Raw genomic sequence first — 26,495 nt, 5'->3', positions numbered from 1 at the left:
TTCTGGAAGTAGCAAGCTACGCGTCTCTACATGCCGAAATCAATACCAAAAATCTCTAACAGAACCGTATTGAATTATATTCCTGGAATTATTTGACTGTTGACTGTGTAATTAAGTTGACAGTCAGCAGTCAGTATAGACTAATATTCTACTATCGAGATAATGGGGACATCGGGTAAATGTTTACGCCCATGTAGATCTCGTAGCTCGATGATAAACCCAAAACCCACCAATTCGCAGCCAATTTTCTGTAACAGGTGTGCCGTTGCCTTAGCAGTTCCACCAGTGGCGATTAAATCGTCTACAATCAGAACGCGATCGCCTGGTTTTAATGCATCTTGATGAATCTCTAAACTGTCAGTGCCATATTCTAATTGATACTCAACTGAATAAACAGCACTAGGTAATTTACCAGGTTTGCGAACCGGGATAAAACCAGCCCCGATTTTGTAAGCTAAAGGTGTACCAAAAATAAACCCCCGTGATTCCATTCCGACGATATAATCAATCGTCAAACCTTCTTCCTGGCACTTTTGCGCGAGTAAATCAATCGTATACCGCAGTCCCTTAGGGTCAGATAGCAGTGTAGTGATATCTCGGAATAAAATTCCTGGCTTGGGAAAATCAGGAATGTCACGAATCAGAGCTTTTAAATCCATGGAAATTTGAATTAGGGAGTAAAAGAATAAATCAAAATACAGGAGTCAGAATATTGCACCTTCAAGGCTACATTTTGGGTAGATCACTGAAAATGCAAGAACACCAGACAAATCGTACACTAGATTTACTCCGGTAAGGTAGCTCCGAAATTTTATATAATGTCATACGGCTATATGCTCAGATAAGTGATTGCACCCACGTTCTCCATTGACTATTAGGCTAATCTACATAAAGCTAGGGATATATTATGACTAAATATAATGAGGTGAACTAATGTATTAGCAACTTAGCTTTAAGTATACGGAAATCTTTGAAAAGAACAAGTAACTAATGTATATATATCAAGCAGTGCCATCACTGCAGCAAGCAAGTGTATTCTTGTTTGATAAATTATCTTAAATTTGCTTTCCCAATCTGTTGCAGCCTGTATCAGGTATTTATAATGAATATCTCCGCCAGTTTAACACCATATAACACTACGCCTCCCCAGTCATTGCCGATGATTCTGGACACACTTCCCGAACCAGTTGTTGAAGGACAAGTATGTCCCCGCAAAACTAGGTTACAAATTGATTTAATTTTACTAGCAATTGAAGCTCTGGAATTAGATGGCTCCGAAGCTATTTTAGTGTTTTCAGAAGAACTAGATTTAAAAGGAGTTATCAAAGATCGAGTAAACTTGTGGCGAATGCGTAGCAGTAACCCGATGCGAAGAGCTTATGCTCGCCGTCCTTTGAGTATCATGGAAGCAAAGGCTTTGGTAGTAATCGCTTGCTATATCGCTCGACGCTTAACAGTGGTGATTCGCCAATTGTTAATTGTTTATCAACAATTGAACGAAAAGCAAATACCTTTGGAACAAAATCTACGCTTATCTAACTATTTAGAAAGATTTAGAGTCCACTTTAAAAGTCGAATGAATCCAAGACGCTCAAGCTTACTACAATTAACTTCAGATGCGAAAATAGATGAGCTAGCTATTAGTTTATTAGGTCAACTGCTGTTTTGTACGGGGACTGCGGGGATGCAGCGATTCTGGATTAGTCTTTTTGACGGTGAAGTAGAGTAAGTAGAAATGAATATTCAAAGAAAATATAGTTTGCCAAATTGTACATTGCTTCTGGAGGGTTTAAGTGATTCTAGCAGGGCTGCACATTATCAAGATATGCGCCCAGAATTATCAATTTTGGTAAATGCAGAATGCTATTTATCTGGTTTGAGTAAGCCTTTGGTGGGTGGACGAGAATTTTTTGAAAGCTTGGTGCGGGCTGTTAGCGGTTATGCTCAACTATTTTTGAGTAATGTGCCCAATTTTCAAGTTTCCAATCAAAATTCAGAAATTGTTCAAATACATAAAGTTGATCCAAATTGCCATAGATTGGTGATGCATCCGGAGACTGAACAGGATCTAAATTCAAATTTACAAACCACTCCAGAACCAGTAGAAACAGATTTAAATACTGTTCAACTATTCGATTTAGTAGAAGCCATAGATCAATTTTTTGCAGATAGTCAAACTTTGCCAGAATTGACATTGCAATTGCAGTCTGTTTCTAAACATGATAGTGGCATCAGTCAAGGGGCATTAATTAAGCAGGCTGTTCCCGCTACAGTTGGTTTGTCTGGGTTAGCAGCAGCGGCGGTTGTCTTAAGTTTAATTCCGGTACCATCAGTTAAGGAACTTCAACCTCAAGAACAAGTTAGCAGCAAGACAGAAACCACCAACGTCACACCGTCTTTGGCAGCTAGTGATACTCCAATTCCCACAGTGGCAACTAGTGAACCAGCATCTGTTGTCCCAACACCCACAGTTTCGGCTTCGATGGTGACGGCAGAAGCGGCAACCGCCACCCCATCGACAACACCTGTACCAACAGCTACAGGCTCACCTGGTGTAAATGCTAACCTAGAATCTCTATTAGCGACGGTTCCAGAAATTACCGATGCATCTCAACTGCGATCGCTTAATCGTCAAGTCTATAATTCTATCAACCCAGCTTGGACAAATCGTGGCAGCTTACCAGAAGATGTAGTTTACCGAGTTGGTGTCGCCGCAGATGGGGCAATTGTTGGCTATAAAGCAGTTAATAAGGGTGCTAACGATGTAGTTGATCAAACCCCTTTACCAGGCTTACTTTATAACCCTGCCACCCGTGCTACAGTTGCTAACGAACCAATTGCCCAATACCGAGTCGTTTTTAGAAAGCAGGGTGTCTTAGAAGTTAGTCCTTGGAATGGATATTCTCAAAAACCCCAGATAGTTGGTGAGAAAATCTCAGAACCCAACCAGGTTAAAGATTTAAGCCAAAAACTCTACGAACAGGTTCGCAAAGATTGGGGTGGAACTCCCACATTTAAAAGTGATTTGAAATATCGAGTCGCTGTTAATAAAGATGCTGTCATCTCCGATTATGAACCATTAAACCAAGTGGCTGTTGATCATTCCAACGAAACACCCCTACCAAAAATACTCAAAGATATCTACGGTTCAAATCTCAAACCACCTACTAGCAACGAACCCCTAGCCCACTATCAGCTAGTATTTAAACCTAACGGTACTTTGGAGATTCAGCCTTGGCAAGGATATCAATAGTTTTCAATTGGGAATGAGGAATTTAAAAATTACGGTAATTTTTTCCATTCCCATTGACCTAGCATCGCCTAGGTTGTATACAATAAAGGATTGTGTCCGCAATATAAGGAAATATTTATCATGTCCCGTCGCTGTCAACTCACTGGCAAAAAAGCAAACAACGGCTTTTCAATATCCCACTCACACCGCCGCACCAAGCGTCTTCAACACGTCAACCTCCAAAGCAAACGTATTTGGTGGTCTGAAGGCAATCGTTGGGTGAGACTCAAAATATCCACCAAAGCCATCAAAACCCTTGAAGTTAAAGGTTTGGCAGCAATGGCGAAAGAAGCAGGTATTAACCTCAACGATTTCTAAAGATTTTATCTTCAAATATCAAATTTTCGTGGGACTAACCGTAGGTTAATCCCATGGCTGCTAAATTGAAACAATATTCAGAAAATATTCAGAAAATATTCAGAAATATTTCAACTTATTCCACTTGAAGTTCCGGTAACTGAAAACTTCACAGAAAAACCCGATTTTCCATCTAAAATCGGGTTATAAATTTGCAAGAACCGTAACGTCTCTAATACACCCAAGCCGAAACTTTAAACAATATCTTCAATCTTCCATTTGGGATCGAGAATTTCATATAGCGCGACTTTTTGGTCTAGTACTGGAATAGATGTAGCATTCTTTATAATCCAAAGTTCACTTTCACCAGAATCATAATTGCGCCAAGCTACATCAGTTATCCCATCGCCATTAAAGTCAGAAACTCCAGCAACAGACCATTTGGGGCTATTTGCCTTCTCAATTGTGAAGCGCTTATCTAAGCTTATACCAGTCACTTCATATTTCATTTGCCAAATTTCATTCTCGCCAGTACTGGAATTATTCCAAATTAGATCTTTTTTGCCATCACCAGTAAAGTCTCCCACACCCACAATATTCCAATTACTATCGGTAAATGAAGTGATGGTTGAGGTTTTTGCGGGGGATATAGTGCCAAAAGGTACTGTATTAGAAACACCTCCATGTTGCATACTCCAAATATTATTCTCACCAGTTACGGAGTTGCGCCAAACTATCTCTTGACTGCCATTATTGTCTAAGTCTGCAACTCCTGCCATTGCCCAGTTGGTATCACGAGATTGGAAGAATATACCTTGATCATTGCTAAGTTTTCCACCATTGCTAGTTTCTTGATTCATCAACCAAACACCATTTTCACCAGTAGCATAATTGCGCCAAAGTATATCTTCAACACCATCGTTGTTAAAGTCTGCTAATCCTTGAACTTTCCAATTAGCACTGTCCCCAACTTGATAAATAGTAGTTTTTTTATCTAATCCTAAACCAGTTGCAGTATCTTTCATCTTCCAAACAGAAGCTTCCCCAGTTTTGGCATTGTACCAAAATAGGTCTTGAACACCATCTTTGTCAAAGTCTGATACAAGTTCCATTTGCCAGTTAAGATCGACTTCCTTCTCAAATAGTGCTGTTTTGTCACCCAGTTTCACACTGAATTTTCCAGTATTATCTGTGCTACCTATCACTTGCCAACGAGAGTTGTCACCTGAAGTATAATCCCTCCAGTAAATGTCTTTAGACACTTGATTATTTAATGTCAATGTTATGTTTCCAGATAGCTGTAATCCTGACGCTTCATACTCAATTAAATAGCCAGCATTAAAGCCATCATCAACATCAGCCCATTGTCCTAGGGGAATACTAGATAAAGTACCATCACTCATAACTAGGGCATTTTGGTTGGTTGTTCCATTGGGTTCACCACTATGCCAGTTTACATACTTCCCAGAGACTGCAACACCCAAGGTACTAAATTGGGTATCTTTTTCTACTCCTCCTACTATCCATTTCCATTGTCCTTCGCTTTCTGCATCACTACCACCAAGCCATGCAACTCCTTTAATTTGCTGCTGTGCCCAAGCTTGTTCGGTATCAGAGGTAATGGTTGCAAGGTATCCTTTAATTCCTAGGAATTCTTGGTTGCTAGATTCTACATCAGTCTTAGCAGCTTGATAGCTGACGGAATTGGAAACATATTTGTAATAGTTTCCGTTACCGGGGTTAGCTATCAATTCACCTAAACTAAACTGAATATTTCGAGTTGCGTTGGTAAGTGTAGTGTTGGAATTGCTGTAGGTAACTTGGCGGAGTGCATTTTGGTAATCAGCAGCAGTACCAGCACCACTAATAGTTAGTATTCCTTTTGCTGAATCATAGTTTGCAGTTAGGGAACCAATACTACCAGTGATGGCAAGGGTATCTTGGGCAGAATTAAAATCGCTGGTGATTGAGACTCTCGCACCGTTGATAGTGCTACCACCAGTGATTGTTAGGGATGATGCGATCGCTTGCGCGCTACTACCAGGTGTATAGTTACTAGAATTGGAAGTAAAAGCTAATACTGGTGATGTTCCAACTGCTGCCGCTAAAGGTGATGATTGTTTAAGATTAATATCTGTAGTTAAAGCTGATGAAGCAGAAAATTGATTGTCACTCACAAATTTGTCCTCTCAAAAATTAAATATATTTTTTTCCAAGTCGATTTACAGTTTTACTGCAATTAGTAAAACTGAGAATCATCACATCAAGTAATAGAATTCCTAATAGGGAAGTATTTTTAGAACTACAAACAGTTTTGGTGTGTTTTCGGTTACAGCAGATTTTAACTGCATGAAGCACAAAAATACCTTATCTACGCTATCGCGCACCCTCCACTTAGAAAGATGGGGGTGTAATACTTGCAAAATGCTGTAATTTTGTCCCGTGGAAAAACAAGCTGTGACTAACATTGAATAATTATCAGCTTAGTATCAAAAAATACTGGCTTGCTATCCAGGATTTATTGTTACATAAAAAACCGATGATTTAAATGTTACACGCATCGTTTATTAAAACTTTATAGTAATGATTTAAAATTAGCGTCGGTACAGATATTTTTTAAATTTTTTCTGATTTTAAATACGATAAATCAATAGTTCTAAGGGGTTCATAAAATCTTAATCTGAAATAATCCTGATGGGAAATACGGTGATATATCTAGGGAAGTTAATATTTTTTTTGTATAGAATATTGTTTATTGTTTCGTGAATATCCCTAAGGGTTAGTTATATGATTTTTATTTAGATAAAAAATATTACTGATTATTGTTTGAGATCGCGTTTAGCGATCGCTAACAGGATAAACTGTTAAGCACCTAATTTGTATATCTAAAGCGGGCAAGACTTCGGCGTGAGCGCTCACTCCTTACCTCCGGTACACTTCGTTCCGACAGGCTCAGGAACCATCGAACGCTGCCCGCACCACAAAGGTTATAATTTTTAAATTTATCGGATTTAGCTACCTAGCAGCTTATGATCCCTATTTATCAGGACTAAAGTTCAACAATTGATGCTTACTTCGACAAAATTATCTTGATTTTTGTGATAAATCCAATAAATTAGCTAGTTTCAAGACAATTCTCGCACCTACGTTTCCATCCCACTCAGCGTCACCAACTTCACACAGATCAAAACCAATAATCTTTCTGCCACTATTAACTACTTCTCGAAATAAACAAAAGCTTTGTTCCAACTCCAATCCACCGGGAACGGGTGTACCAGTATTTGGACAAAGTTTAGGATCTAATCCATCAACGTCAAAGCTGATATGAACGTATTCTGGAAGATGGGAAATGATCTCTCTGCACATCTCAATCCAGGTTGTTCCCCCGTAGATTTTTTGTTGAATTAGGGAGTCATAGTAAGCAACTATTCGCTGATTTGATTGATTAATTATGTCTACTTCATCTTGACAAATATCCCGTAATCCTACCTGAACTAACTTGGAAATTTGAGGTATTTTCATGGCATTAAACATAATGGAAGCATGGGAAAACTCAAATCCCTCATAAGCATCCCGCAAATCAGCATGTGCATCAATGTGTAAGATGCCAAAATCTGGGTACTTTGTCGCTAATGCTTGGAAATAGCCCAAAGGAGAACTATGATCTCCTCCAATTACAGCGACTCTTTTACCTTGACTAATTGCTTGTTGACATTTGTCAAATAACCATTGATTTACCTGCTGGCAAGTTTGATTAATTTCTGTTAGCAGTGATGTTAAATCTGGTGTATCTGTCAGTAATTTGCCTTGTTCTAATCGCTCAATAATTTTTGCTGCTTGCTGACGGTAATGTTTATTCTTGGTAAGTAAATCTGGAGAAATTTCCGCCATAAATATCCCCTGCTTCCAACCATCAGGATGATCGAAATCAAATAAATCTAGTTGTGGGGAAGCATCTAAAATTTGTTGAGGTGCATTTGCAGTACCCGCACCGTAGGATACTGTGACTTCCCACGGTACGCTAAAAACTATTAAGCTTGCAGAGTCATAATTGAATGGCAAACCAAAAAGGTTCCCATTTGCTTGACCAACACCACTAGGATTATAATCTGTGGAAGGATTATTCATGATCATAAGTAAAATACAATATTGTTTTCAGCCACTGCCAAGATATTTTAATTTGGACTAAAAGCTTGCCCATTTTGAGAAGCGTACAGCCCTTTACACACCCTGCCTAGGCAACCGTGAGACAGGGGATTTGACATCCTCCCCGGCATAAATGCACGGGGATTCCAAGAATCACTTCTTGGGTTTCCTCTTTCCACGAGTTGATTTGCTTGGAGGAGTTTCCCCACCCAAGTATTGATCAGTCTCTCCAGAGGCGTTAGTTCCGACGTGACCCGCCGTACTTAATCCTTTTTCCAGTATATTGCGTGCTGCGTTCCAATCTCGGTCTTGGGTATGCCCACAATGAAGACAAATATGAGTTCTAGTGCTAAGAGTCTTCTTGACAATTTGCCCACAATTCGAGCAATTTTGACTCGTGTAGTGAGGCGACACAGCAACTGTCACCACCCCAAAGACCTTGCCAAAATACTCAACCCATTGACGAAACAGCGACCACGACGCATCACTAATCGACTTAGCCAAGCGATGATTCTTGACCATATTCCGCACCATCAAATCCTCATACGCCACGAGGTCGTTAGACCTCACTACGCACCTTGCTGTTTTTACAGCAAAGTCTTTACGCTGGCGACTTACTTTGAGATGCTTACGCGCAAGTTTATTTCTAAACTTAATTCTGTTTTGAGACCCTTTTTTAGTCTTGGACATCCGGCGCTGCAACCGTTTCAAAGACTTCTCGGATTTACGCAGGTGTCTAGGATTGGTGACTGTTTCCCCATTGCTATCTGTATAGAAATGGTTCAACCCCACATCAATACCAATAGTTTTACCCGTTGGTTCTCGCCTTTCAACCCGTTGGTGATCAATGCAAAATTGGGCATAATACCCATCGGCACGACGCACAACCCGCACTCTTTTAAACTGTTTGAGTTGGTAAAAGTGCAGGTCACGGGTTCCCCAGAGTTTAAAAGTTCCTGCTTTAAAACCATCAGTGAAAGTGATGAACTTGCGATCATCGGACAAACACCATCCAGTGGTTTTATATTCAACACTCCCGTGAGTTTGTTCTTTCTTAAACTTTGGAAATCCCTTCTTGCCTGGTTTAGACTTTTTGCAATTGTCAAAAAATCTAGCAATGGCAGACCATGCTCTTTCAGCACTAGCTTGACGAGCCATCGAGTTAAGTTTCGACACCCAAGGAAACTCGGCTGCTTTAGCAAGCACAGCACAATAAGCGCTCAACTCGTACCTGCCAATACCTTTGTGAGGCAGTGCGTTGGGCGGGTCTCCCGACTTGTTCGCTGAAAGCGTTCCCGCAGGGTAGCACCTGCCGTTGTCCATCCAATATCTGATACAAGCATTGCGAACAAAACGAGCAGTTCTAATTGCTTCATCAAGCAACTGATACTGTTCTTTAAGTCCCTCAAGCTTTGCCTCAAATACCAGCATATTTACGTTGGATGTACTAACGTAATTTTACCACAATTATGAGCAATAATCATGAAAAAGCCGTCCTACAAGGACGGGGCTTTAGACCCAATTTTTTGGTAAAGCGATTCGATAATAATTTTGCAATTGATTTAGTTTCCCCACCATAGCTGTCGCATAATGTACCGCACGGGGTGATTAAAGCAATATAAACTAAAAAAATAATCAGGTTCAGTTTCACTAGTTCTCGAAAGTTGGTTTTACTTGCGAACTTGGGCACTAAATCCTGCTGCTTTAAATTGCTTGAGTTGTAAAGGTTCAGGCTGGTTTGCAGGTACAGTGATGCGAAATTGGAAGTTGCTTTTACCAGGGGGGACTTCTGCTATTGCACCGATACGGGTGCGGTTTTGCATTACAGAGTCATTATTCGCATCGTAGATCCGACCAAATATATCTGCATCGTAAACATACTTATTAGTGGCGTTCTCGGCTATACCATTAACCAAAAAACAACTAGCAGCGACGGAACTTGCACCGCTACCTACAGAACCTTCACCTATTTCTGGTGGACACTTTTCGTAGGATATATCAGAAAGCTTTATTTGTGTTAGAGCGATCGCGTTGGGAGTAGACACCAATGATAGTAACGCAAAGACACAGGTAAGGAAAATAACTGCAAGCGATCGCAACTGCATAAAGCACACCGTATATAAATCTTATAAGGAGATTTTAACCCTAATCGTGAATGGAAAAATGGGAATTTGAGCCTTTAATTTTAACTAAAATCAATAAATTTAGAAAATCAAACCTCATATATGAAACCAAATCAGATGGAATCACTTCTCAAAGTCGCTTTTCGCCACTGTGATATTGCTAGTTGTCCCCTTACTGAGGAGCAGAAGCAAATTTTACTACAACTAGTTGAGCAAAGTCAGCACGCATCGGAAATAAAAGAGCTAGATGATAATCCGTTGGTTGAGTTAAACTCGGATGAGTTGGAGACTTTTTTACAGTTTGTCAGAAACCAAGAAGCACAACAAATTCCCTGGAAAGCTCAATTACTCAATGATTGGCTACATGGAAACGACTCTGGTGGAGTTAATTTTATTCGTCAACGCTTTGGAATGCAATGGTTAGATCGGTTGCAACCCTATCATTTTCAGCAAATAGCTACCGAAAATCTACTACAACTGAGAGTAGGCGATCGCATTGAGGTTTGCAATGTACTCTGGGAATGGGTACAGGATAAAAACCCCGATAATCGTGAATGGTATCCTTGCACCGTAATTCACGTAAATAAAATTCAAGATGGAGAAGATATTTTTACCAATTGTGTCATTCGCTTTGAAAATGGTGCTGAATATGAAGTTCAAGGCATTTATGAATGGAACCAGTATAATTGGCGATCGCCTAACTATCAAGGCTAATGCTTAGGGTGTATGACTACGTAAATAAATATATTCCGCGAAATCCCAATTTTCAATTCTCTGCGTTAATCTCAATGCTCGATTTTATAATTAATGGTGAGCAAACTATCACTTGTTTATTTTCTAGTAGGATCTTCAAAGATTCTTTTGCAAGATGAAATTAACTTTCAGTAGAGTTTATCCCTTTTCAGTATTCATAAATACTTAATGACTTTACCAACTACTTTCAAAATGAAAAAATATATAACTTTTAACATCCATCAGGTTGACATTGTTTAGTCACCAAGAAATATACTTTAATATTATATTCCCTATTTGGCAGTAATTGTATGAGTTGGAAACCACTAAGAGAGCGACTTCAACAATTACCAATAGTTTTAGCTGGACCGATTATTCGATGCAGCGAGCCTGAGGCAGTAACTATCTGGTTAGTATTAAAGGAGAGTCGCACAATCACTTTAAATATTTTTGATATTTCAGGTAATTTATTACTTACTGGTAGTCAAAAAACTATTCAAATTGGGACTCATATACATTTGGCAACAGTGACCGCAAAAGCCTCAAATAAAAGGCTTTTGAATGGTGAAAATTATTTATATAATATAGATCTTGGAAATGGAGAAACCTTTGATTCTCCCAATATTTTCACAAACCAGTTCCATAATTCAAATATTACATATCCTGAATACAAATTACCCAGTTTTGCTTTACCTCCCAATAATATAGACGAGTTACGCTTGCTTCATGGTTCTTGTAGAAAGGCACATGGTGAAAGTATAGATGCTTTAGCAACGGTAGATAAAATAATTGGAGAAGCTTTATCTCAGAATCCCCAAAAACGACCGCATCAACTATTTTTAACTGGAGATCAAATTTATGCCGATGATGTGGCAGATGTTTTACTGTTTATGTTACGTGATGCCAGTGAGACACTTTTGGGTTGGTCAGAAGTATTGCCAGATATTGAAAATATTGAAGAATTAAATCCAGGTAGACGCAATCATTTAGCTACAAATATTGCGGGATTGACAGCAAGTATTAATAAAATAAACAAAATTAATAATATTTCTAAAAGTCATTTATTCACATTTAGTGAATTTTTAATGATGTATCTTTTTGTTTGGAGTGATATCTTGTGGGTACATCCTGAAGATTTTCCCACCTTAGAACAAGTTCACCCTGACACAAAACTTTCCCGTAAAGCCAAGATATTATTTGATGATGAAGTTCAGGAATTAAAAGAATTTTACTCAACTATTCCCCAAGTTAGGCGCGCTTTAGCAAATATTCCTACCTACATGATCTTTGATGATCATGAAATTACCGACGATTGGAACCTGAATCTGGCATGGTGCGATCGCATTTACACTAAACCCCTTGGTAGACGGATAATTCAAAATGGTCTCCTAGCATATGCCCTATGTCAAGGTTGGGGAAACACCCCAACACAATTCATCTCAAACCAACCAGGGGGAAAACTACTTCAAGCTGCTGAAACTTGGTTTCTCAGTGGAGGAGAAAATAAATCAGCACTAGCAGCAATAGAATTGCATCTAGGAATACCCAAAGTCGCAGATATCTCCCAAAGCAATCCTAGACGCTTAACTCCCAATCCAGAAGCATTAACGTGGCACTATATCATTACTGCGCCAAGTTATGAAGTAATTGTTCTTGATACCCGTACACAACGAGAATTTCCTGGTGAAAATTTCGATTTTCCTGCGCTGTTGAGTCAAGAAGCTTGTGAAAAACAAATTACTCAAGCACGTCACCAAGAAGGAGTTAAAATAACTTTAATTATTTCACCAAGTCCAGTAATTGGTGTTCCGTTTCTGGAAACTATTCAAAGATATGCTAAAAGTATCACCGAGAAATTAGGAACTGCGGCTTGGGGTTATGATACTGAAGCTTGGGGATTACAAGTTGCTGCATTTGAAAGGTTATTAGCTACTTTAGCTTTAAGGGCAGTACCTTCTCACCAAAGCCGGGTAATTATTTTATCTGGCGATGTACATTATAGCTTTTCTTCACGTTTACAATACTCTGCCACACGTCCTTTTCAACATCAAAATTCAATAAGCACTGAAATGATCATTACCCAATTTACTAGTAGTTCTTTTAAAAATGAAGCTAGCGGATTTGGCGGTAGTCAATCATTACACAATATGGGCTTTTTCCCTGTAGAAAGTATTAATAATTTACCAAGTTCCGAAATACTAGGATGGACAAATCCCACTGAGAAAGAACTAGAAATTGGTCTTTCCTACACGTTTATCAATGATACAGTGCAAACAATTCCCTGGAGAATTAAGGGGAATCCAGCTATGGCTGATTTAGTTGATGAACGTGGCTGGTTTCGGGCATTAGAAGTTAAGAAAAAACCAGAATGGTGGTATCGAATTGACTTTTTATTAGCTGAATATGAACAGTTACAAGTTAGTCAAACGAAACATCAATCAACATCAAATTTATGTATTTCACCTTTACCAGGACAAGATAGAACTTTAGCCCTAGAATCATATTTATCTAAAGCGAAAAACCATCGAGAATATTGTAATCAGTGGGGAAGTGGTAAAGAAATTGTAGGAGTAAATAATATTGGTGAAATCACTTTTGAATTAACAAATGGTCGAGAAATTGCTGTTCAAACACTATGGTGGCGTTTGGAAAGTTGGGAAGAAGGGAAACTTTTAGAACCATTTCCCTTAACTAGGTGTGAGGTTTCATTGAGTTTTAATGATCAAAAACACCCGATGAATGAGATATTGAAGGAAGTGAGGCAGGATTAAAATGAGTAATGAGTAATGAGTAATGAGTAATGAGTAATGAGTAATGAGTAATGAGTAATGAGTAATGAGTAATGAGTAATGAGTAATGAGTAATGAGTAATGAGTAATGAGTAATGAGTAATGAGTAATGAGTAATGAGTAATGAGTAATGAGTAATGAGTAATGAGTAATGAGTCTCCAAGCGATTTTCCCATACTCACTATTCCCTACTCACCATTCACTTAGTATTTATGGTAACTTTTGCCGACATTCCGGGATGAATACGAGCTTGAAAGTCTCCGAGACTATCAGGCTCAAAGGTGATTTTTACAGGAATTCGACGCTCATTATTAACAGGAACATTAGGAATATTATCTGTTTTGTTATCTGAAGAAATTGGAGTAATTTGAATTGGAGAACCAGAAGCAATGCTTTCAACATTACCGATAAATTTACGGCTAGGAAAAGCTGCTATTTGAATTTCTACTTTTTGCCCCGGCTGGATTTTTTCCAGTTGATTCTCGCGGAAATTAGCCACAATCCAAGGACTTTGTTGAACTATCTCCATCAGGGTTTGTCCAGCTTGAACCTGTTGTCCAATGCGGATATTTTGATTACTAACTTCTCCTGGAACTAATGCTGTTACTTTGCTGTAGGATAGCTTGAGTTCGGCTTGTTTTAACTCCGCTTGCTTTTGAGCGATCGCAGCCAGTGCAGCCTTATACTGTTGACGGTTGACTTCGATTTGTTTGGCATTAATTGGTGAAAGTGCTGGTAGTTTCACGGGTTTACCATTACTGCCAACTACCGAACCCACTATGGGTTCCGCATTTGCCGTTGCCAACTCCACATTATCTTTAGTGACTTCGGCTTGTTGTTTGGCAACATCCAAAGCAGCCTTTGACTGTGCTAATTGTACCAAAGACTCCCGTGAGTCTAACTTCAGCAAAGGTGTACCGGGAGTTACAGCTTGCTTCTCTTTAACCAAAACCTCCGTGACAATTCCCCCCAGACGGGTAGTAACTGGATATATCTCCGCACTGATAAAAGCATTATCAGTTTGTTGATGATATTGGGCATATTGCCACCAACGATAAGCATAGATGCTTGACGCGATCGCTGCACTACCCAAAGCCACACCAATAACTAACTTTGGTAAAACTTGACGGAAGGAAGAAGTACCAGATTTGTTTTCTGTTGCTGGGGAGATATCTGGATCTACCGTTGTAATTGCGCTACTTTCAGATTCTCTCACTTTAATTTTCCCGTCTTCATCTTCAGGTTGAGCGAATTGATCTGCTGGCTGTGATAAATTAGTATTTTCCATAATTGGCACCAAAGCGCACCCAATTAAATATTAAGGTTAAGTTCATAAATTCTCAATGTAAGTATTCAGCGTTATTTTTTGTACATCAGGGTAAATTTAACAAAAGTGGAGTTTTGTTATTAAGTGGCTTGTCGCAGACTAGCATAAGTCCGTAGGATTAGTTACCGCTAAACTGTTAAATTTGACGAAAGTCTTATGTCAATTATTTTCTCAATATTTCTTTCTTCGTACCCAAATATCGTAAGATCCAGATGAGAACAAGATCGAAAAGAGTGCAAAATCCCAAGTCTGCCACCTTACAGTTGGGAATATAAAGAGAGGAAGAGTTGATGAGTTGGACAAAAGTTCTTTCCCAAGACGAATTACCACTTGATGCCCGTAAAGTTGTTAAAGTTGAACAACGTGCCATTCTGCTATTGAACCATAAAAATAAAATTTACGCAGTCGATAATATCTGCCCACACCTGAAGTTACCAATGAATAAAGGCAAGGTTACAGACAACGAAGAGATAATTTGTCCTTTTCATCGTAGCTGCTTTAAGTTGGATACGGGGAACGTCGTTGAATGGACTCCATTTCCACCTGGTGTTGGCAAAGTGTTAGGAATGATTTCTAAAGAAAAACAACTCCCGGTTTTTCCTACCCGCATTGAGGAAGGAAGTATTTGGGTAGAAGTCTAATCATAAAATTATTCGGATAACGTAGAGACGTGACATGTCACGTCTCTACAATTTTTTTGGGAATCTAATTGATCAATAGTAGGGGGTTTATTTAATACCCCTACTGCCCACTGCCTACTGCCTTCTTTAAGTTGCTTCCTTTCCGTACACAGCACCAAAAGAATGATCCGCATTAACTTCAACTACTAAGTCAACAAATTGTGGTAATTTTAACAAGGGTTTAATAAATAATTCTGGGTGTAATGCTCGCCAAAAGTAATTGACAAACTCCTCAATTTGCATGTCAGTCATACCACTTTTCCCTTTAGCAATCATTTGATGTTCAGCTTGTTTCCGCCACTGGAGCGAATAACGATAATCTTTAGGATATAAAATCATCAGATGATCTAAACGTTGCCAAAGTGGTAAATAATTAGCAAGTTGACGATTCATATCACGAGCAAATTCTCGATCTGTGTAGGTATTGATGGGAGTAGGTGGTTGATCAAAAGCTTGAGGATCGATGGGACGAACACCTACAAACCAACCTTCAAACAAAACTATATCAATATCAGAAACAACATCGGGAGTAGTTCTATCACCCATCCCATTGTGGGCAGATTTATCAAATCGAGGTATGGAAATTAGCTGATTAGATTCACGAACTTGATCAAGCACCTCAATCCCTAAATTAATATCATGGGTTCCTGGTGGTCCACGCCAAAGTAGACGAGAATCTTGCTGTTGGAGTTGAATGCGATCGCTATATGTTTTGTACAGGTCATCTAGCGATAAACTTAGGGTTTTATATCCTAATTTTGCTAAAATTAACCCCATGGCTTGAGCCAGGGTGGTTTTACCTGTCCCCTGCCCTCCCAAAATACCCTGAATCAAGGGACGCTGCAAATTTTCCCGGCAGTTTGCCAACTTTAACCCCAAAGGGAGCCACAAATCCCACAATAGGGAACGACTTATGTCGTGGAAGCTTTCCATTTCCTCTGAATTGGTTTTTATTTTTAATACGTTGATACAGAATTCGCAAAACTCTGGATACACAAGTTTAAATAATTCTGCACGCTCTTCAATTGCGACATCAATATTTTGAGGTGTGATTCCAAATGCTTTTGCTCTCGAAGTATCTGTTAATATTGTCGCTTTGGCAGTAATTAAAGTTTTATCTAACCAGTTCATGGAAATCAGTTATCAGTGAACAGTGAACAGTTAAGGATTTGATCCTCTTTTCTCCCTTCCCTCTTTTCCCCCCTACGGTGTACACACATCTCTGTCCAAAATAAAAATCGTCGTAGATCCCCCTAAATCCCCGATAAATTGGGAGACTTTGAGAGGTATTCTGTCCCCTAGCTCTTTTAGAGCGGCTTCGCCAAGTGTAAGGGAGTTGGGGAATCAAAAGCCTGGGATGCAACTCTAAAAGACTTCTGTATACACCGCAGATCCCTTTGAGCGAAGTCAACATGGTACAAGTCTCCCCTTTTTAAGAGAAAGTGTTTGCTTTCCTGTTCAAGCTTCCTCCTTCCTTCTGCCTTCTGCCTCCTGCCTCCTGCCTTCTGCCTTCTGCCTCCTGCCCTCGTCCCATCATGATCCCAGTTTTAGTGCTTCAATAAACAGACTATACATTAAACCAATTTTGAGGGTATTTAGAACTTCCAATCCTAGGGAGTTGGTTCCGTTTCCTCGTCGATAGTATATTCGGCTGACAGTTTCTGTAATTATAAGAATAAATGCGGCAGCAACTATATCAAGTTCGGCTTTTTGTCCGGCTGTAGTGGAAACTGCTGTTCCCAGGAAAAAACCAGACAGGAAGCTAATTACAAGCAGTGATAATCTCCTCCAGGGATTTACAAATACCTCCTGGGTTCTGCGTGCGATCGCATCAAACAAGTTGTTTAAACGTGTATTCTGCATTTGGAAGCAACTTTGGAAAATTTTAGTGAAAATAAAACTATTATTAAGTATCCTAATAATAGGGATATAAAAAGTGGATGATTAAGTTTAAATAGTATTAAGAGCAGTATTTAGTTTTCACTGTTGTCATCTCCATTGTACATATCCTCGAATCTCTGCGGATAAAATTCTGATACAAGTTCAAATTGTAGTCTAGGATACAATTAGTCTGAAACTTATAGGCGAATCTATCAAGAGAATAATTCTGTTGATGTGTTTTTTGACTAGGCTTAGATACCAGGTAAGCTAGGGAACTACTGCCACTAATGAAAGTATTTTTACGATACTTTACGTTTGGCAGTCTAATCTGAGAAGGCAAGTTTCGGTAAATAACTAATGACAATTTAGCCATAATAGGCAAGTATTGAGATAATAATTTTATCTCTAGGAGAAAAACCCCTAGTTATTCTCTGTTTTCTTATTGATGCTATATAGTTCGTAGTCCAAAAAACAAAATACCAAGGTAGTTCTCAAGTTAGAAAATAAAACCAGCTTGAGCAACTATTTAATTAGTTTGTTATTTAACCGTGATTTACTTAGTGCCATACCATACTAGTTTTGGTTCGCTATAGGTATTTAGCTCCTCGACCTCTCAAAGAAGTAGGTTAAACCTCGTCCATGATGAAACCCGGAGTTTTTTGAGCGATTCAAATGCGTCATTGCGTAGACGCGTAGCGGCTTCCCGGAGGGTCGTAAGGTAGACGCGTACCATAGCATGTCGTCTTACGACATAGCGGCTTGTCGCAAACTAGCATCAGCCCGTAGGGCTGGCTACGCCTACTCAAGGTTTTGATGGAAAACTACAGTTCCCAAGATAGACGAAGTTTATCTATAAATCTATAGACATTTAATACTTTTCTGTCTGGGTAGAGAAGCCCTGATTATCGATCCCCAGTTAGTTATCTGTAGCTTATTATTCGATATTCTTGTTTGATCGAAATTACTGCTTTGTGTTTATTCAGACTTCAAACTAAATCTTATTTCTAATTAACTATGAATATAAAATTGCCAAGGTATCGTCAAACTATTCTGGCTGCATTTTGCTTGGGAATATTAGGAGTATTTGCAGGATGTTATCAAGTAAGTATTTCTTATGAACCCGATCCAAATGATTCTAGTTCAGTTTCATCTGTCGAAGTTCCAATAGTTTCTGAAAAAGATGTTGTTTCTTCATCTCCAAATCAGGTTGTAAATCCAGCAAAGCTACTGACATATAAAATTGATGTAGGTAATAGTCAAGTTGGTGTGGGAACTTTGCGAATGAGCAATCAAACTAATCAGGCTGTCAGATTAGCTTTACTTTCGCGGGGATCAGAGCAAAAAGCCACTGCAACAGAACAGTCAAAAGTCACAAACGTACCAGCGCATTGGGATTTTGCTCCACAGGAAGGAAGCGAACGTGGTTTATTACTGTCGCTGCCACAGGGAAGTTTAAAGTTAGGAAAAGGTGATATTTTAGTGGCTTTTGCCCAAGATGGTTCCCGTCGGTACTGGGGTCCCTATGTAGTTGGTGAGACTCCTGTACCTGCTTGGAACTCTCAACGCAAAGAGTGGTGGCTGATTTTGGATCAAGAAGTTAAGTAATTTTCAACCCACTAGTGGCAATCAAGATTGGAGTTAACTATTTTAGGTGACTAGTAACAAGCTATACCATATCGGTTTTGGAAAAGATGAACTTGGGAAATCACCACCAACTATAGCCTTACTATCTGGTGATCCTGAGAGAGCATTGATAATTGCTCAGTCATATTTAGATTCAGTAACTGTAATATCTTCTAATAGAGGATTGAATAGTTATCTTGGTATTCTGCCTAATGGGAAAACGCTTTTATCTACCACTAGTGGGATGGGAGCATCATCTCTGAGCATTGTTGTGAATGAATTAATACAGGTTGGAATTAGGCAAATTATTCGTGTTGGTACTTGCGGATCAATTCAAGAACATATACCTGTAGGTAGTATCGTGATTACCAATGCTGCTTTGTGTCGTCAAGGTGCAGCTAATGATATTGCACCAATTGAGTATCCAGCAGCCGCAGATCCATTTACCACAGTAGCTTTGGTTAATGCTGCACGGGACTTGGGTGTAAAATACCATGTAGGTGTTACCGCGTCAGTTGATACCTTTTACGAGGGACAGGAGCGTACAGATTCAGCTAATCCGCATTTGATGCGATCGCTTCAAGGTATCACAGATGAATATCGACGTTTAAATATACTCAATTATGAAATGGAGTGCGGCACTTTATTTAAGATGGCAAGTGTTTATGGTTTTCGTGCTGGTTGTGTATGTGGGGTACTAGCACAGCGGACGATTGCTGAAAATGTGATATTGGAGCAAAAAAGTATTGCTATTGATAATGCCATCAAGGTAGCCGTGCGGACAGCACAGCAATGGATTGAACCTGATTAAGTTGAAACTCCCCATGTGCAGAAAGGGGAGTTTCATGGTTGTTAGTTTAAATTAGCATTCCCGCGATCGCAGCTGTGATGAAACCCGCTAATAAACCACCAGTCATCGATCTTACACCCATTTTCGCTAAATCATGCTGTCTGTCGGGTGCCATCCCGCTGATTCCCCCAATGGTAATCCCAATAGAACCAACATTAGCAAAATTACATAAAGCGTAAGTAGCAATAATTATTCCCCGTTGGGAAATTTGCTTATTGTCAATTAATACTTTTAAATCCTGATAGGCTAAAAACTCATTTAAAATCGTCTTCTTACCTAAAAGTACTCCTACCTGCATACAATCTTGGGTTGGTACACCCATTAACCAAGCCAAAGGAGCCATGACAAATGATAAAACCCACTCTAGCGAAAGTTGTGGCAAACCGATACGAGTGCCGATAAATGCTAAAAAGGCGTTAAAAACAGATAAAAGCGCCAAAAAAGCCAGAATCATCACCCCAACATTCACAGCCAACTTTACACCATCCAGCGCCCCTGTGGTTGCAGCATCAATGGCGTTAGCGTAATTGGTTTCCACCTTCATTTTGACATTACCAGCAGTCTCAGAAACTGAAGTTTCTGGATAAATTAGCTTTGCCACCACCAAAGCAGTGGGTGCAGTCATAAAAAAAGCAGCTATTAGGTGTTCTGGTGGAATCCCAAATGATAAATATGCACCTATAACACCACCTGCAACTGTTGCAAATCCCCCCGTCATCACTGCAAATAGTTCCGATTGCGTCATCTTTGCCACAAAGGGTTTGACTAACAAAGGTGATTCAGTCGGACCTAGAAAAATATTTCCCGCAGTGGATAAAGATTCTGCACCAGATGTTCCCATGGTTTTCATCATCACCCAAGCTAAACCATTGACTACCCACTGCAAAATTCCGTAATGGTAGAGAATACTGATGAATGATGAGAAAAAGATAATTGTTGGGAGAATTTTAAAGGCAAAAAAATGGTCTTGGAAATTTTTACCAAAGACAAATTCTGCACCTTTGTCAGAAAACGCCAAAAAATTACTTACTCCATCACCCAAAGATCTAAAAATTTTTAAACCCCAAGGTGTTTTGAGAATCAGGATTGCAAAGGCAAACTCTAACCCCAAACCCCAAGCAACTGTTCGCCAACGCACAGCTTTACGATTGACGGATAAAGCGTAAGATATACCAATAAATACTAGTATACCGAGTAGGGAAATTCCTCGTTCCATATATCTTTCTCTAGACGCACCACTACAAAGGATAAGCTAAAAATAATACACCTGAGAGTAAAATAAATCACAGTACGTTACAAAAACATATTTTTGCTTCTCATACCTTTGATTCTTGTCACTCAGTCAGTTGATAGATTTTCAGACAAATGCTTTGTAGTAATATATATTGCTAAGGACAGTAGCGGTTTTGTTGCTTAGTTTTTTGATAAATCTCTAGATTAGCTATTTTTAACATCCGAAATCTTGACTATTCAACTATTATTTATTGATACGAAGATTGCAGACTGATACTTAAGTCCAAAAAGGCAAAAACATATAGACTATTCACAAACATACATTAATGTAATGTCGTCTGAACCTAAAGTAAACATTCTACTTGTGGATGACCGTCCAGAAAACCTACTAGCACTGGAGGCAATTTTAGAAAGCTTAGGTCACAATTTAGTGCGAGCAACATCGGGAACCGAAGCACTAAAATGTATACTGAATCAAGATTTTGCTTTGATTTTGCTAGATGTCCAGATGCCGAATATTGATGGGTTTGAGACAGCAACTTTAATTCGACAACGCGATCGCTCTCGCCATACACCTATTATTTTCCTGACTGCTTTCACCTCCACTGACAAAATGGTGAGCCGAGGTTACTCCTTGGGAGCAGTGGATTATTTATTTAAACCCATCAACGGCGATATTTTGAAATACAAAGCGATCGCATTTGTGGAATTATACCAAAAAAATGCCGAGTTAAAACGACAAGCTGCTCAATTAGAAGCCCTCAATCATGACTTACAACAAAGTGAAGAGTTATTTCGTAGTCTCAGCGCTTGTTCACCAATTGGTATTTTTACAACAGATATCCATGGTGTTTGTACTTATGTCAACCCTCGCTTTCAAGAAATTTATGATACGAAATCCGTTGTAAGCTGGACAGAGGCAATTCATCCGGAAGAACGGGAAGAAGCGATCGCTAATTGGCATGAAGCATTGCAGGTTGGTACTACCTATAACCGAGAATTTCGCATCCTCACTCCCCAAAATATTGAGCGATGGATTTTCTTGAGTTCTGCTCCTCTACATTCAGATACAGACACAGTTATCGGTTACGTAGGTGCAGTTGAAGATATTACCAAACGCAAAGAAGCCGAACAAAAACAAATTGAACTGGTGCGGGAACAAACAATTAGAAAAGAAGCCGAAACAGCAAACCGTCTTAAAGATGAATTTATTGCTACACTTTCTCATGAACTTAGGACACCGTTGAACGCTATATTCGGCTGGGCAAAATTACTGCGATCGCGTAAACTCGACCAAAACGTAATTGAAAAAGCCTTAGAAACCATCGAACGTAACGCCATATTGCAAACCCAACTCATCGACGATATCCTCGATATTTCGAGGATTATGCATGGTAAATTGCGTCTTAACTTGTCTCCGGTAGATTTAATATCGGTAATTTCGGCTGTGATTGACACTTTGCAATTGGAAGCAAAAACCAAAAACATTCAACTTGAATTTATTAAACATATTCAAACACCAGATGATACTTCCACAACGGAAAATTATAGCTCCACTCTTGAATCTGATGCACCCCAATCAATGGATTCAGCATCCAAAAACCCCAATCAGACTTTTAACTTAGATAATATTTCCCTAGTTGAAAACAAGAAAATCACATCTCTTTCTACCCATTCACCCATACCACCAATATCAGGTATTTCTAACTCCGTCAACTCGACGAGATCCCCCTCCCAATTCATCGTTGCTGGTGACTCCAGTCGTCTTCAACAAGTAATTTGGAATTTGCTTAGTAACGCGATCAAATTCACAAATAGCGGTGGAAAAGTGGAAATTCACCTGGAAAAAATTGACTTTCAGCAAGCAAAAATTACTATCAAAGACACTGGTATCGGCATTAAACCGGAATTTTTACCCTATGTTTTTGACCGTTTCCGGCAAGCAGACGGCAGTACAACAAGGCATCACGGAGGTTTAGGATTAGGGCTATCGATAGTTAGATATCTTGTAGAAATTCATCACGGAACTATTAGTGCTATCAGCCCCGGGGTTGATCAAGGAGCAACCTTCTGTATCAACTTACCACTTTTGAAATAGTTGAACTTGTCCAAGTGGACGGGGGAATTATCCCACCTTGTTGGAAGAGAATCTTCCGTATGCAAGACAATCCCCGTTGAAATTAGAAACCCCATCCCTGTATAGGGTGGGGTAGTTTACCTAATTCAGGAAGAATTTAGGAAAAATTTTAGCCTGCGGTAGACGCGTAGCGTGTCGTCTTACCACATAGCGGCTTCTCTTTGAGTGGTAGGCTTGGTTCTGATAGAGCTACCTTGATGTAGCTCTATACATTCACAATTAGAATGAGAAGGTTGTCCGCAATGTACCAACGTAGATGGTATCGTTGTTGTCGTTATTTTCTGGGTTGAAAATCACCAATAAACCGGGTGTTACAGCAATGTTATCATTGAGTTGCATCCGGTAGAGAGTTTCTAGGTGGTAGGAAGTATCAGCATCGATTTGGCGAATACCACCAACTCGGTATGTATTACCATTGAGTTTAGGAGGTTGACCAAAAGTGACACCAAGTAAGTTACCTTTTGAACCAAAGTCTTTCAAACCAAGGTTAGCAGCCCAGTAGAAAGCTGTTGCTTCCTTACCTGTGATATTAGCACCACCACTTTGAGCTTCCATATCAGCGTAGCCAACCCAACCACCAACGGCTAATTTATCAGAAGCTCGGAAGTTAGCTTGTAAGCCGTAGTGGTTTGCAGATGTTGCATTGTTACCAAAAGGTCTGTTTACCAAGTCGCTACCTGTGGAATCGAATTGGTTGATGCCACCAACACTATTTTGATAAGTGCGGGCATAGGTTAAACCAAGACCAATTTTATCACTGGCTTGGAAACCTAATTGCGCGATCGCAGCATAGTTACCATCAGTTAAACCCTTTTTGTCAACAGGATCATTACCGACGTTAGCACCACCACCACCAGCTAGATAACCAACTGATGCCGAAATTGCACCTTTTTTGGGAGCAAAGTTGATGGTTACACCGCTACCACCGTTACCTTGACGGTAGATGGGGCTGAATCTTCCGTAACGTGCGATCGCACCTCTTGAGTCACTGGCTAAATCAGGGTTGAAGTTGTTCATGTTATCGTAAAACTCACCCGCATTGGCATCAATTCTGACGCTAAGTGCGTCGCCAAGGGGGAAACGATACCAGAGTTTATCAACAAAAACATCGTTACCGTTATCGCCATCAAACGATAAACGGGTCATGTTTGTTCCAGTAGTACCACTATTGGAGACAGTATTTCTCGCTTGTAAACGGATTTGCAACTGATCTTTTCCGCTAAAGCTGGTGTTTAAACGCAAGCGTACACGATCAGAAAAGGCTAAATTGCTATCTAAACCTCTTTTAGGAACAGCCGCATTGGGACTATTAATTAAGACACTTGAACGGGTTGCTTGGTTATCACCAAAGGAATCGCTCAAATTGAAAATTGCTTCCCCAACTAATTTAGTTGTGGTGGAAAATTGGTTTGCTTCCAATTCAGCAGTGCGCGTTTCCAACGCATCCACACGACCACGTAAAGTCGCTAGTTCTGCCGAGAATTCCTCTTGTAAGCGTTGCAATGCTGCCAAGTCTTCCTTCTTAACTAGATCAGCAGTTGCAGTTGCAATCAACTCATTTACTCTATCTAAGCAAGCATTTAAACCAGCCGCAAATTCATAACGAGTTAAAGCCCGATTTCCTCTATAGGTTCCATTGGGGTATCCTGCAATACATCCATAACGTTCAACAAGGGATTGTAAAGCTTGGAATGCCCAATCAGTGGGTTGAACATCTGAGAATTGAGAAACTGATGTCACCTGACCTAGATTCTCAGAGTTTGACTCTAGCTGGGCAACGGATGTTACATCACTTTTTACTTCTGATGCTAAAGTCACTTCTGTTGTAGCTAATGTTGCAGCAACAACAACGGGACTTAATTTGAGAAGATTCCAAAATAGTTTAGTCATGATCCTGTACTTTTACTCACACCGACTGAAAGTATTCTACATTTATTTTGACTATTTTTAGCAGTCTTTTTAAAGATATTTTGCTTAATCAAATATAAGTGTATTTTTATAACTATAATGTATAATCAGCAACAATGTCCAACAGTCAAAATTGTGATTTAATCCTATATAGGTTTGTTATGATTGGTGCAAACCTATTTATACGACACTTAAACAAGATAAAATTAATACTTAACATATTGATGACGTAAATATTAAATTTTTCATATTTTTCGTCATACATAAATATTTTTAATATGCTCTTTACTTCGCCACTGATGATTATTGCAGCTAGTCTGTTTTATTAATGAGCAATTTCTGTCATTAATTTATCCATGGGGATTTTTGAGGACAGAATTCCATATTAATAAACTTATTTGAGGCGGAACCATACTAAACACTTGTATCTTACTTCATGGGAGCATCCTACTTTTTTGGTTATCGTTATGTAAAGCCTAACGGCATATGATAAATAAATGCGTACCGTAGATAGGAAATAGTTTATTTAAGGCTAGTGGTGGCAATCCCATCAACTCCTTAATATTGAACATTGTGGGATTGCTATCCTAACTCTTTGAGGTTGGCAAAACCAAAGGGACGTTACTAACATAGTCCCTCTAGATAGTTCCTCCACCCCTACCTTTCTGGAGAAAACGGGAACATCTAACTTGGTAACAGCTTCCCTGAACGACCAATGGAATGAAAATATTATTCTAATTATATGTAATCCTAATATCTAAATTTTTGCTCAGATACTTGATTTGAGGAGTTCAAGATAATTCTGCGTTTGTGACGTATAAGCTTTTTTTCTTCCTCAAACTGTTGCAACAAACGTGTCACAGTTACTCTTGTGGTGTTCAGAACTTCCGACATTTCTTGATGAGTAATATTTAAATCAATCAGTTTACCTTGTTCGACATCACGTCCGAACTTATCACTCAGCCAAGTTAAAAATTGCCATAAACGTAAATAAATCGGCTTACGATGAACAATACTCAAGAGTTCTTCGGCTTGCTGAATATGTACTACTAAAGCATTAACATCCTGATACCACAAATGTGGAGGAAGTATAGTTGCTTCCACACTTGTTAGACACTCAATTTGATAAGGTTTAACTGTTGATAAAGGATAGCCAACTACATCTCCTGCTCCCCAATATCCAAGAGTGATGAATGCTCCATCTTCACTCCATGTTAAAGTGCGAACTGCTCCCCGTTCAATTTTCCAAAGGGCATCATTCCGATTTGGAATAATTTCACGACGGGTAAATATTCTCTGGGGTAACTGTCCAGTAATGGGATTTCCAGGTATTCCAGAGTGGTTGGTGCTACTTGTGGAGTGCATAGTGTTTCGGATGTAGATAAATGGGCAAGTTTAGACACTAAATAAATCTTTGATAGTCGTTGTCCAAAAAAAATTATGATTCATAGCAATCTATAACTAAAAAATATAACTA

General features: G+C 39.3%; 20 protein-coding genes. 9 read left to right on the top strand and 11 right to left on the bottom strand.

Annotated features, from left to right (window positions below):
• Positions 1 to 140: 140 nt before the first annotated feature.
• Positions 141 to 659 (bottom strand): adenine phosphoribosyltransferase, encoded by a 519-nt coding sequence (locus CAL6303_RS07980; RefSeq protein ID WP_015197330.1) that lies wholly within the window; start codon positions 657 to 659, stop codon positions 141 to 143.
• Positions 660 to 1,102: 443 nt separating this feature from the next.
• Here CAL6303_RS07980 and CAL6303_RS07975 point away from each other — a divergent pair, with 443 nt between their 5' ends.
• From CAL6303_RS07975 to rpmB, 3 genes are all read left to right on the top strand, one after another.
• Positions 1,103 to 1,729 carry a DUF3038 domain-containing protein gene (locus tag CAL6303_RS07975; protein WP_015197329.1) on the top strand — a complete coding sequence of 209 codons (627 nt, stop codon included), beginning with the start codon at positions 1,103 to 1,105 and terminating at the stop codon, positions 1,727 to 1,729.
• Positions 1,730 to 1,735: 6 nt separating this feature from the next.
• Positions 1,736 to 3,253, top strand: a complete 1,518-nt coding sequence (locus CAL6303_RS07970) for a DUF4335 domain-containing protein (RefSeq protein WP_015197328.1) — start codon at positions 1,736 to 1,738, stop codon at positions 3,251 to 3,253.
• A 120-nt stretch (positions 3,254 to 3,373) separates the two neighbouring features.
• The gene (gene rpmB / locus CAL6303_RS07965) at positions 3,374 to 3,610 is read left to right on the top strand and encodes a 50S ribosomal protein L28 (protein ID WP_015197327.1); all 237 of its coding nucleotides are present in this window, start codon (positions 3,374 to 3,376) and stop codon (positions 3,608 to 3,610) included.
• A gap of 233 nt (positions 3,611 to 3,843) precedes the next feature.
• Here rpmB and CAL6303_RS07960 read toward each other — a convergent pair whose 3' ends face one another.
• The 4 genes from CAL6303_RS07960 to CAL6303_RS07940 form a co-directional block, all read right to left on the bottom strand.
• Entirely contained in the window at positions 3,844 to 5,766 is a 1,923-nt protein-coding gene (locus CAL6303_RS07960) for a lectin-like protein (protein ID WP_015197326.1), read from the bottom strand.
• 907 nt (positions 5,767 to 6,673) lie between these two features.
• Positions 6,674 to 7,717 carry an agmatinase SpeB gene (gene speB / locus CAL6303_RS07955; protein ID WP_041739238.1) on the bottom strand — a complete coding sequence of 348 codons (1,044 nt, stop codon included), beginning with the start codon at positions 7,715 to 7,717 and terminating at the stop codon, positions 6,674 to 6,676.
• Positions 7,718 to 7,888: 171 nt separating this feature from the next.
• Positions 7,889 to 9,166, bottom strand: coding sequence for an RNA-guided endonuclease InsQ/TnpB family protein (locus tag CAL6303_RS07950; protein ID WP_015197324.1), 1,278 nt, complete (start codon positions 9,164 to 9,166; stop codon positions 7,889 to 7,891).
• Between the two features lie 239 nt (positions 9,167 to 9,405).
• The gene (locus CAL6303_RS07940) at positions 9,406 to 9,840 is read right to left on the bottom strand and encodes a hypothetical protein (RefSeq protein ID WP_015197323.1); all 435 of its coding nucleotides are present in this window, start codon (positions 9,838 to 9,840) and stop codon (positions 9,406 to 9,408) included.
• A 120-nt stretch (positions 9,841 to 9,960) separates the two neighbouring features.
• Between CAL6303_RS07940 and CAL6303_RS07935 the strand changes: the two genes are divergently transcribed.
• Positions 9,961 to 10,572: a hypothetical protein gene (locus CAL6303_RS07935; protein WP_015197322.1), complete on the top strand. Its 612-nt coding sequence runs from the start codon at positions 9,961 to 9,963 to the stop codon at positions 10,570 to 10,572.
• A 329-nt stretch (positions 10,573 to 10,901) separates the two neighbouring features.
• Positions 10,902 to 13,361: a hypothetical protein gene (locus CAL6303_RS07930; protein ID WP_015197321.1), complete on the top strand. Its 2,460-nt coding sequence runs from the start codon at positions 10,902 to 10,904 to the stop codon at positions 13,359 to 13,361.
• A gap of 217 nt (positions 13,362 to 13,578) precedes the next feature.
• On the opposite strand, the gene CAL6303_RS07925 is transcribed toward CAL6303_RS07930, so the two are convergent.
• Positions 13,579 to 14,667: an HlyD family secretion protein gene (locus CAL6303_RS07925; RefSeq protein ID WP_015197320.1), complete on the bottom strand. Its 1,089-nt coding sequence runs from the start codon at positions 14,665 to 14,667 to the stop codon at positions 13,579 to 13,581.
• A gap of 329 nt (positions 14,668 to 14,996) precedes the next feature.
• On the opposite strand from CAL6303_RS07925, the gene CAL6303_RS07920 reads away from it, so the two are divergent.
• Positions 14,997 to 15,347: a Rieske (2Fe-2S) protein gene (locus tag CAL6303_RS07920; protein ID WP_015197319.1), complete on the top strand. Its 351-nt coding sequence runs from the start codon at positions 14,997 to 14,999 to the stop codon at positions 15,345 to 15,347.
• Between the two features lie 126 nt (positions 15,348 to 15,473).
• Here the strand turns inward: CAL6303_RS07920 and CAL6303_RS07915 are convergent, their stop codons facing one another.
• The gene (locus CAL6303_RS07915; protein ID WP_015197318.1) at positions 15,474 to 16,517 is read right to left on the bottom strand and encodes a glycerate kinase; all 1,044 of its coding nucleotides are present in this window, start codon (positions 16,515 to 16,517) and stop codon (positions 15,474 to 15,476) included.
• Positions 16,518 to 16,919: 402 nt separating this feature from the next.
• Positions 16,920 to 17,249, bottom strand: coding sequence for a DUF565 domain-containing protein (locus CAL6303_RS07910; RefSeq protein WP_015197316.1), 330 nt, complete (start codon positions 17,247 to 17,249; stop codon positions 16,920 to 16,922).
• Positions 17,250 to 18,281: 1,032 nt separating this feature from the next.
• Here CAL6303_RS07910 and CAL6303_RS07905 point away from each other — a divergent pair.
• Positions 18,282 to 18,872 (top strand): hypothetical protein, encoded by a 591-nt coding sequence (locus tag CAL6303_RS07905; protein ID WP_015197315.1) that lies wholly within the window; start codon positions 18,282 to 18,284, stop codon positions 18,870 to 18,872.
• A gap of 46 nt (positions 18,873 to 18,918) precedes the next feature.
• Complete coding sequence (locus tag CAL6303_RS07900; protein WP_015197314.1) at positions 18,919 to 19,701, top strand: nucleoside phosphorylase; 783 nt, start codon at positions 18,919 to 18,921, stop codon at positions 19,699 to 19,701.
• Between the two features lie 46 nt (positions 19,702 to 19,747).
• Here CAL6303_RS07900 and CAL6303_RS07895 read toward each other — a convergent pair whose 3' ends face one another.
• The gene (locus tag CAL6303_RS07895; RefSeq protein WP_015197313.1) at positions 19,748 to 20,956 is read right to left on the bottom strand and encodes a NupC/NupG family nucleoside CNT transporter; all 1,209 of its coding nucleotides are present in this window, start codon (positions 20,954 to 20,956) and stop codon (positions 19,748 to 19,750) included.
• A 348-nt stretch (positions 20,957 to 21,304) separates the two neighbouring features.
• Here CAL6303_RS07895 and CAL6303_RS07890 point away from each other — a divergent pair, with 348 nt between their 5' ends.
• Positions 21,305 to 23,071 carry an ATP-binding protein gene (locus CAL6303_RS07890; RefSeq protein WP_015197312.1) on the top strand — a complete coding sequence of 589 codons (1,767 nt, stop codon included), beginning with the start codon at positions 21,305 to 21,307 and terminating at the stop codon, positions 23,069 to 23,071.
• A gap of 258 nt (positions 23,072 to 23,329) precedes the next feature.
• On the opposite strand, the gene CAL6303_RS07885 is transcribed toward CAL6303_RS07890, so the two are convergent.
• Positions 23,330 to 25,000: an iron uptake porin gene (locus CAL6303_RS07885; protein WP_015197311.1), complete on the bottom strand. Its 1,671-nt coding sequence runs from the start codon at positions 24,998 to 25,000 to the stop codon at positions 23,330 to 23,332.
• A gap of 768 nt (positions 25,001 to 25,768) precedes the next feature.
• Positions 25,769 to 26,383, bottom strand: a complete 615-nt coding sequence (locus CAL6303_RS07880) for a Crp/Fnr family transcriptional regulator (RefSeq protein WP_015197310.1) — start codon at positions 26,381 to 26,383, stop codon at positions 25,769 to 25,771.
• Positions 26,384 to 26,495 lie beyond the last annotated feature (112 nt).

Origin of the sequence: Calothrix sp. PCC 6303 (genome assembly GCF_000317435.1) — a bacterium.
Taxonomy (GTDB): domain Bacteria; phylum Cyanobacteriota; class Cyanobacteriia; order Cyanobacteriales; family Nostocaceae; genus PCC-6303.
The sequence above is the reverse complement of the archived record's forward strand: the minus strand, read 5'-3'. Positions and strand labels throughout refer to the sequence as shown.

Excerpts from the sequence above, each read along its gene's own strand:
- CAL6303_RS07950 (WP_015197324.1), bottom strand. The coding sequence starts at position 9,166 with ATGCTGGTATTTGAGGCAAAGCTTGAGGGACTTAAAGAACAGTATCAG.
- speB (WP_041739238.1), bottom strand. The coding sequence starts at position 7,717 with ATGAATAATCCTTCCACAGATTATAATCCTAGTGGTGTTGGTCAAGCA.
- CAL6303_RS07975 (WP_015197329.1), top strand. The coding sequence starts at position 1,103 with ATGAATATCTCCGCCAGTTTAACACCATATAACACTACGCCTCCCCAG.
- CAL6303_RS07880 (WP_015197310.1), bottom strand. The coding sequence starts at position 26,383 with ATGCACTCCACAAGTAGCACCAACCACTCTGGAATACCTGGAAATCCC.
- CAL6303_RS07890 (WP_015197312.1), top strand. The coding sequence starts at position 21,305 with ATGTCGTCTGAACCTAAAGTAAACATTCTACTTGTGGATGACCGTCCA.
- CAL6303_RS07885 (WP_015197311.1), bottom strand. The coding sequence starts at position 25,000 with ATGACTAAACTATTTTGGAATCTTCTCAAATTAAGTCCCGTTGTTGTT.
- CAL6303_RS07970 (WP_015197328.1), top strand. The coding sequence starts at position 1,736 with ATGAATATTCAAAGAAAATATAGTTTGCCAAATTGTACATTGCTTCTG.
- rpmB (WP_015197327.1), top strand. The coding sequence starts at position 3,374 with ATGTCCCGTCGCTGTCAACTCACTGGCAAAAAAGCAAACAACGGCTTT.
- CAL6303_RS07935 (WP_015197322.1), top strand. The coding sequence starts at position 9,961 with ATGAAACCAAATCAGATGGAATCACTTCTCAAAGTCGCTTTTCGCCAC.
- CAL6303_RS07930 (WP_015197321.1), top strand. The coding sequence starts at position 10,902 with ATGAGTTGGAAACCACTAAGAGAGCGACTTCAACAATTACCAATAGTT.
- CAL6303_RS07980 (WP_015197330.1), bottom strand. The coding sequence starts at position 659 with ATGGATTTAAAAGCTCTGATTCGTGACATTCCTGATTTTCCCAAGCCA.
- CAL6303_RS07895 (WP_015197313.1), bottom strand. The coding sequence starts at position 20,956 with ATGGAACGAGGAATTTCCCTACTCGGTATACTAGTATTTATTGGTATA.
- CAL6303_RS07905 (WP_015197315.1), top strand. The coding sequence starts at position 18,282 with ATGAATATAAAATTGCCAAGGTATCGTCAAACTATTCTGGCTGCATTT.
- CAL6303_RS07910 (WP_015197316.1), bottom strand. The coding sequence starts at position 17,249 with ATGCAGAATACACGTTTAAACAACTTGTTTGATGCGATCGCACGCAGA.
- CAL6303_RS07915 (WP_015197318.1), bottom strand. The coding sequence starts at position 16,517 with ATGAACTGGTTAGATAAAACTTTAATTACTGCCAAAGCGACAATATTA.
- CAL6303_RS07920 (WP_015197319.1), top strand. The coding sequence starts at position 14,997 with ATGAGTTGGACAAAAGTTCTTTCCCAAGACGAATTACCACTTGATGCC.
- CAL6303_RS07940 (WP_015197323.1), bottom strand. The coding sequence starts at position 9,840 with ATGCAGTTGCGATCGCTTGCAGTTATTTTCCTTACCTGTGTCTTTGCG.
- CAL6303_RS07925 (WP_015197320.1), bottom strand. The coding sequence starts at position 14,667 with ATGGAAAATACTAATTTATCACAGCCAGCAGATCAATTCGCTCAACCT.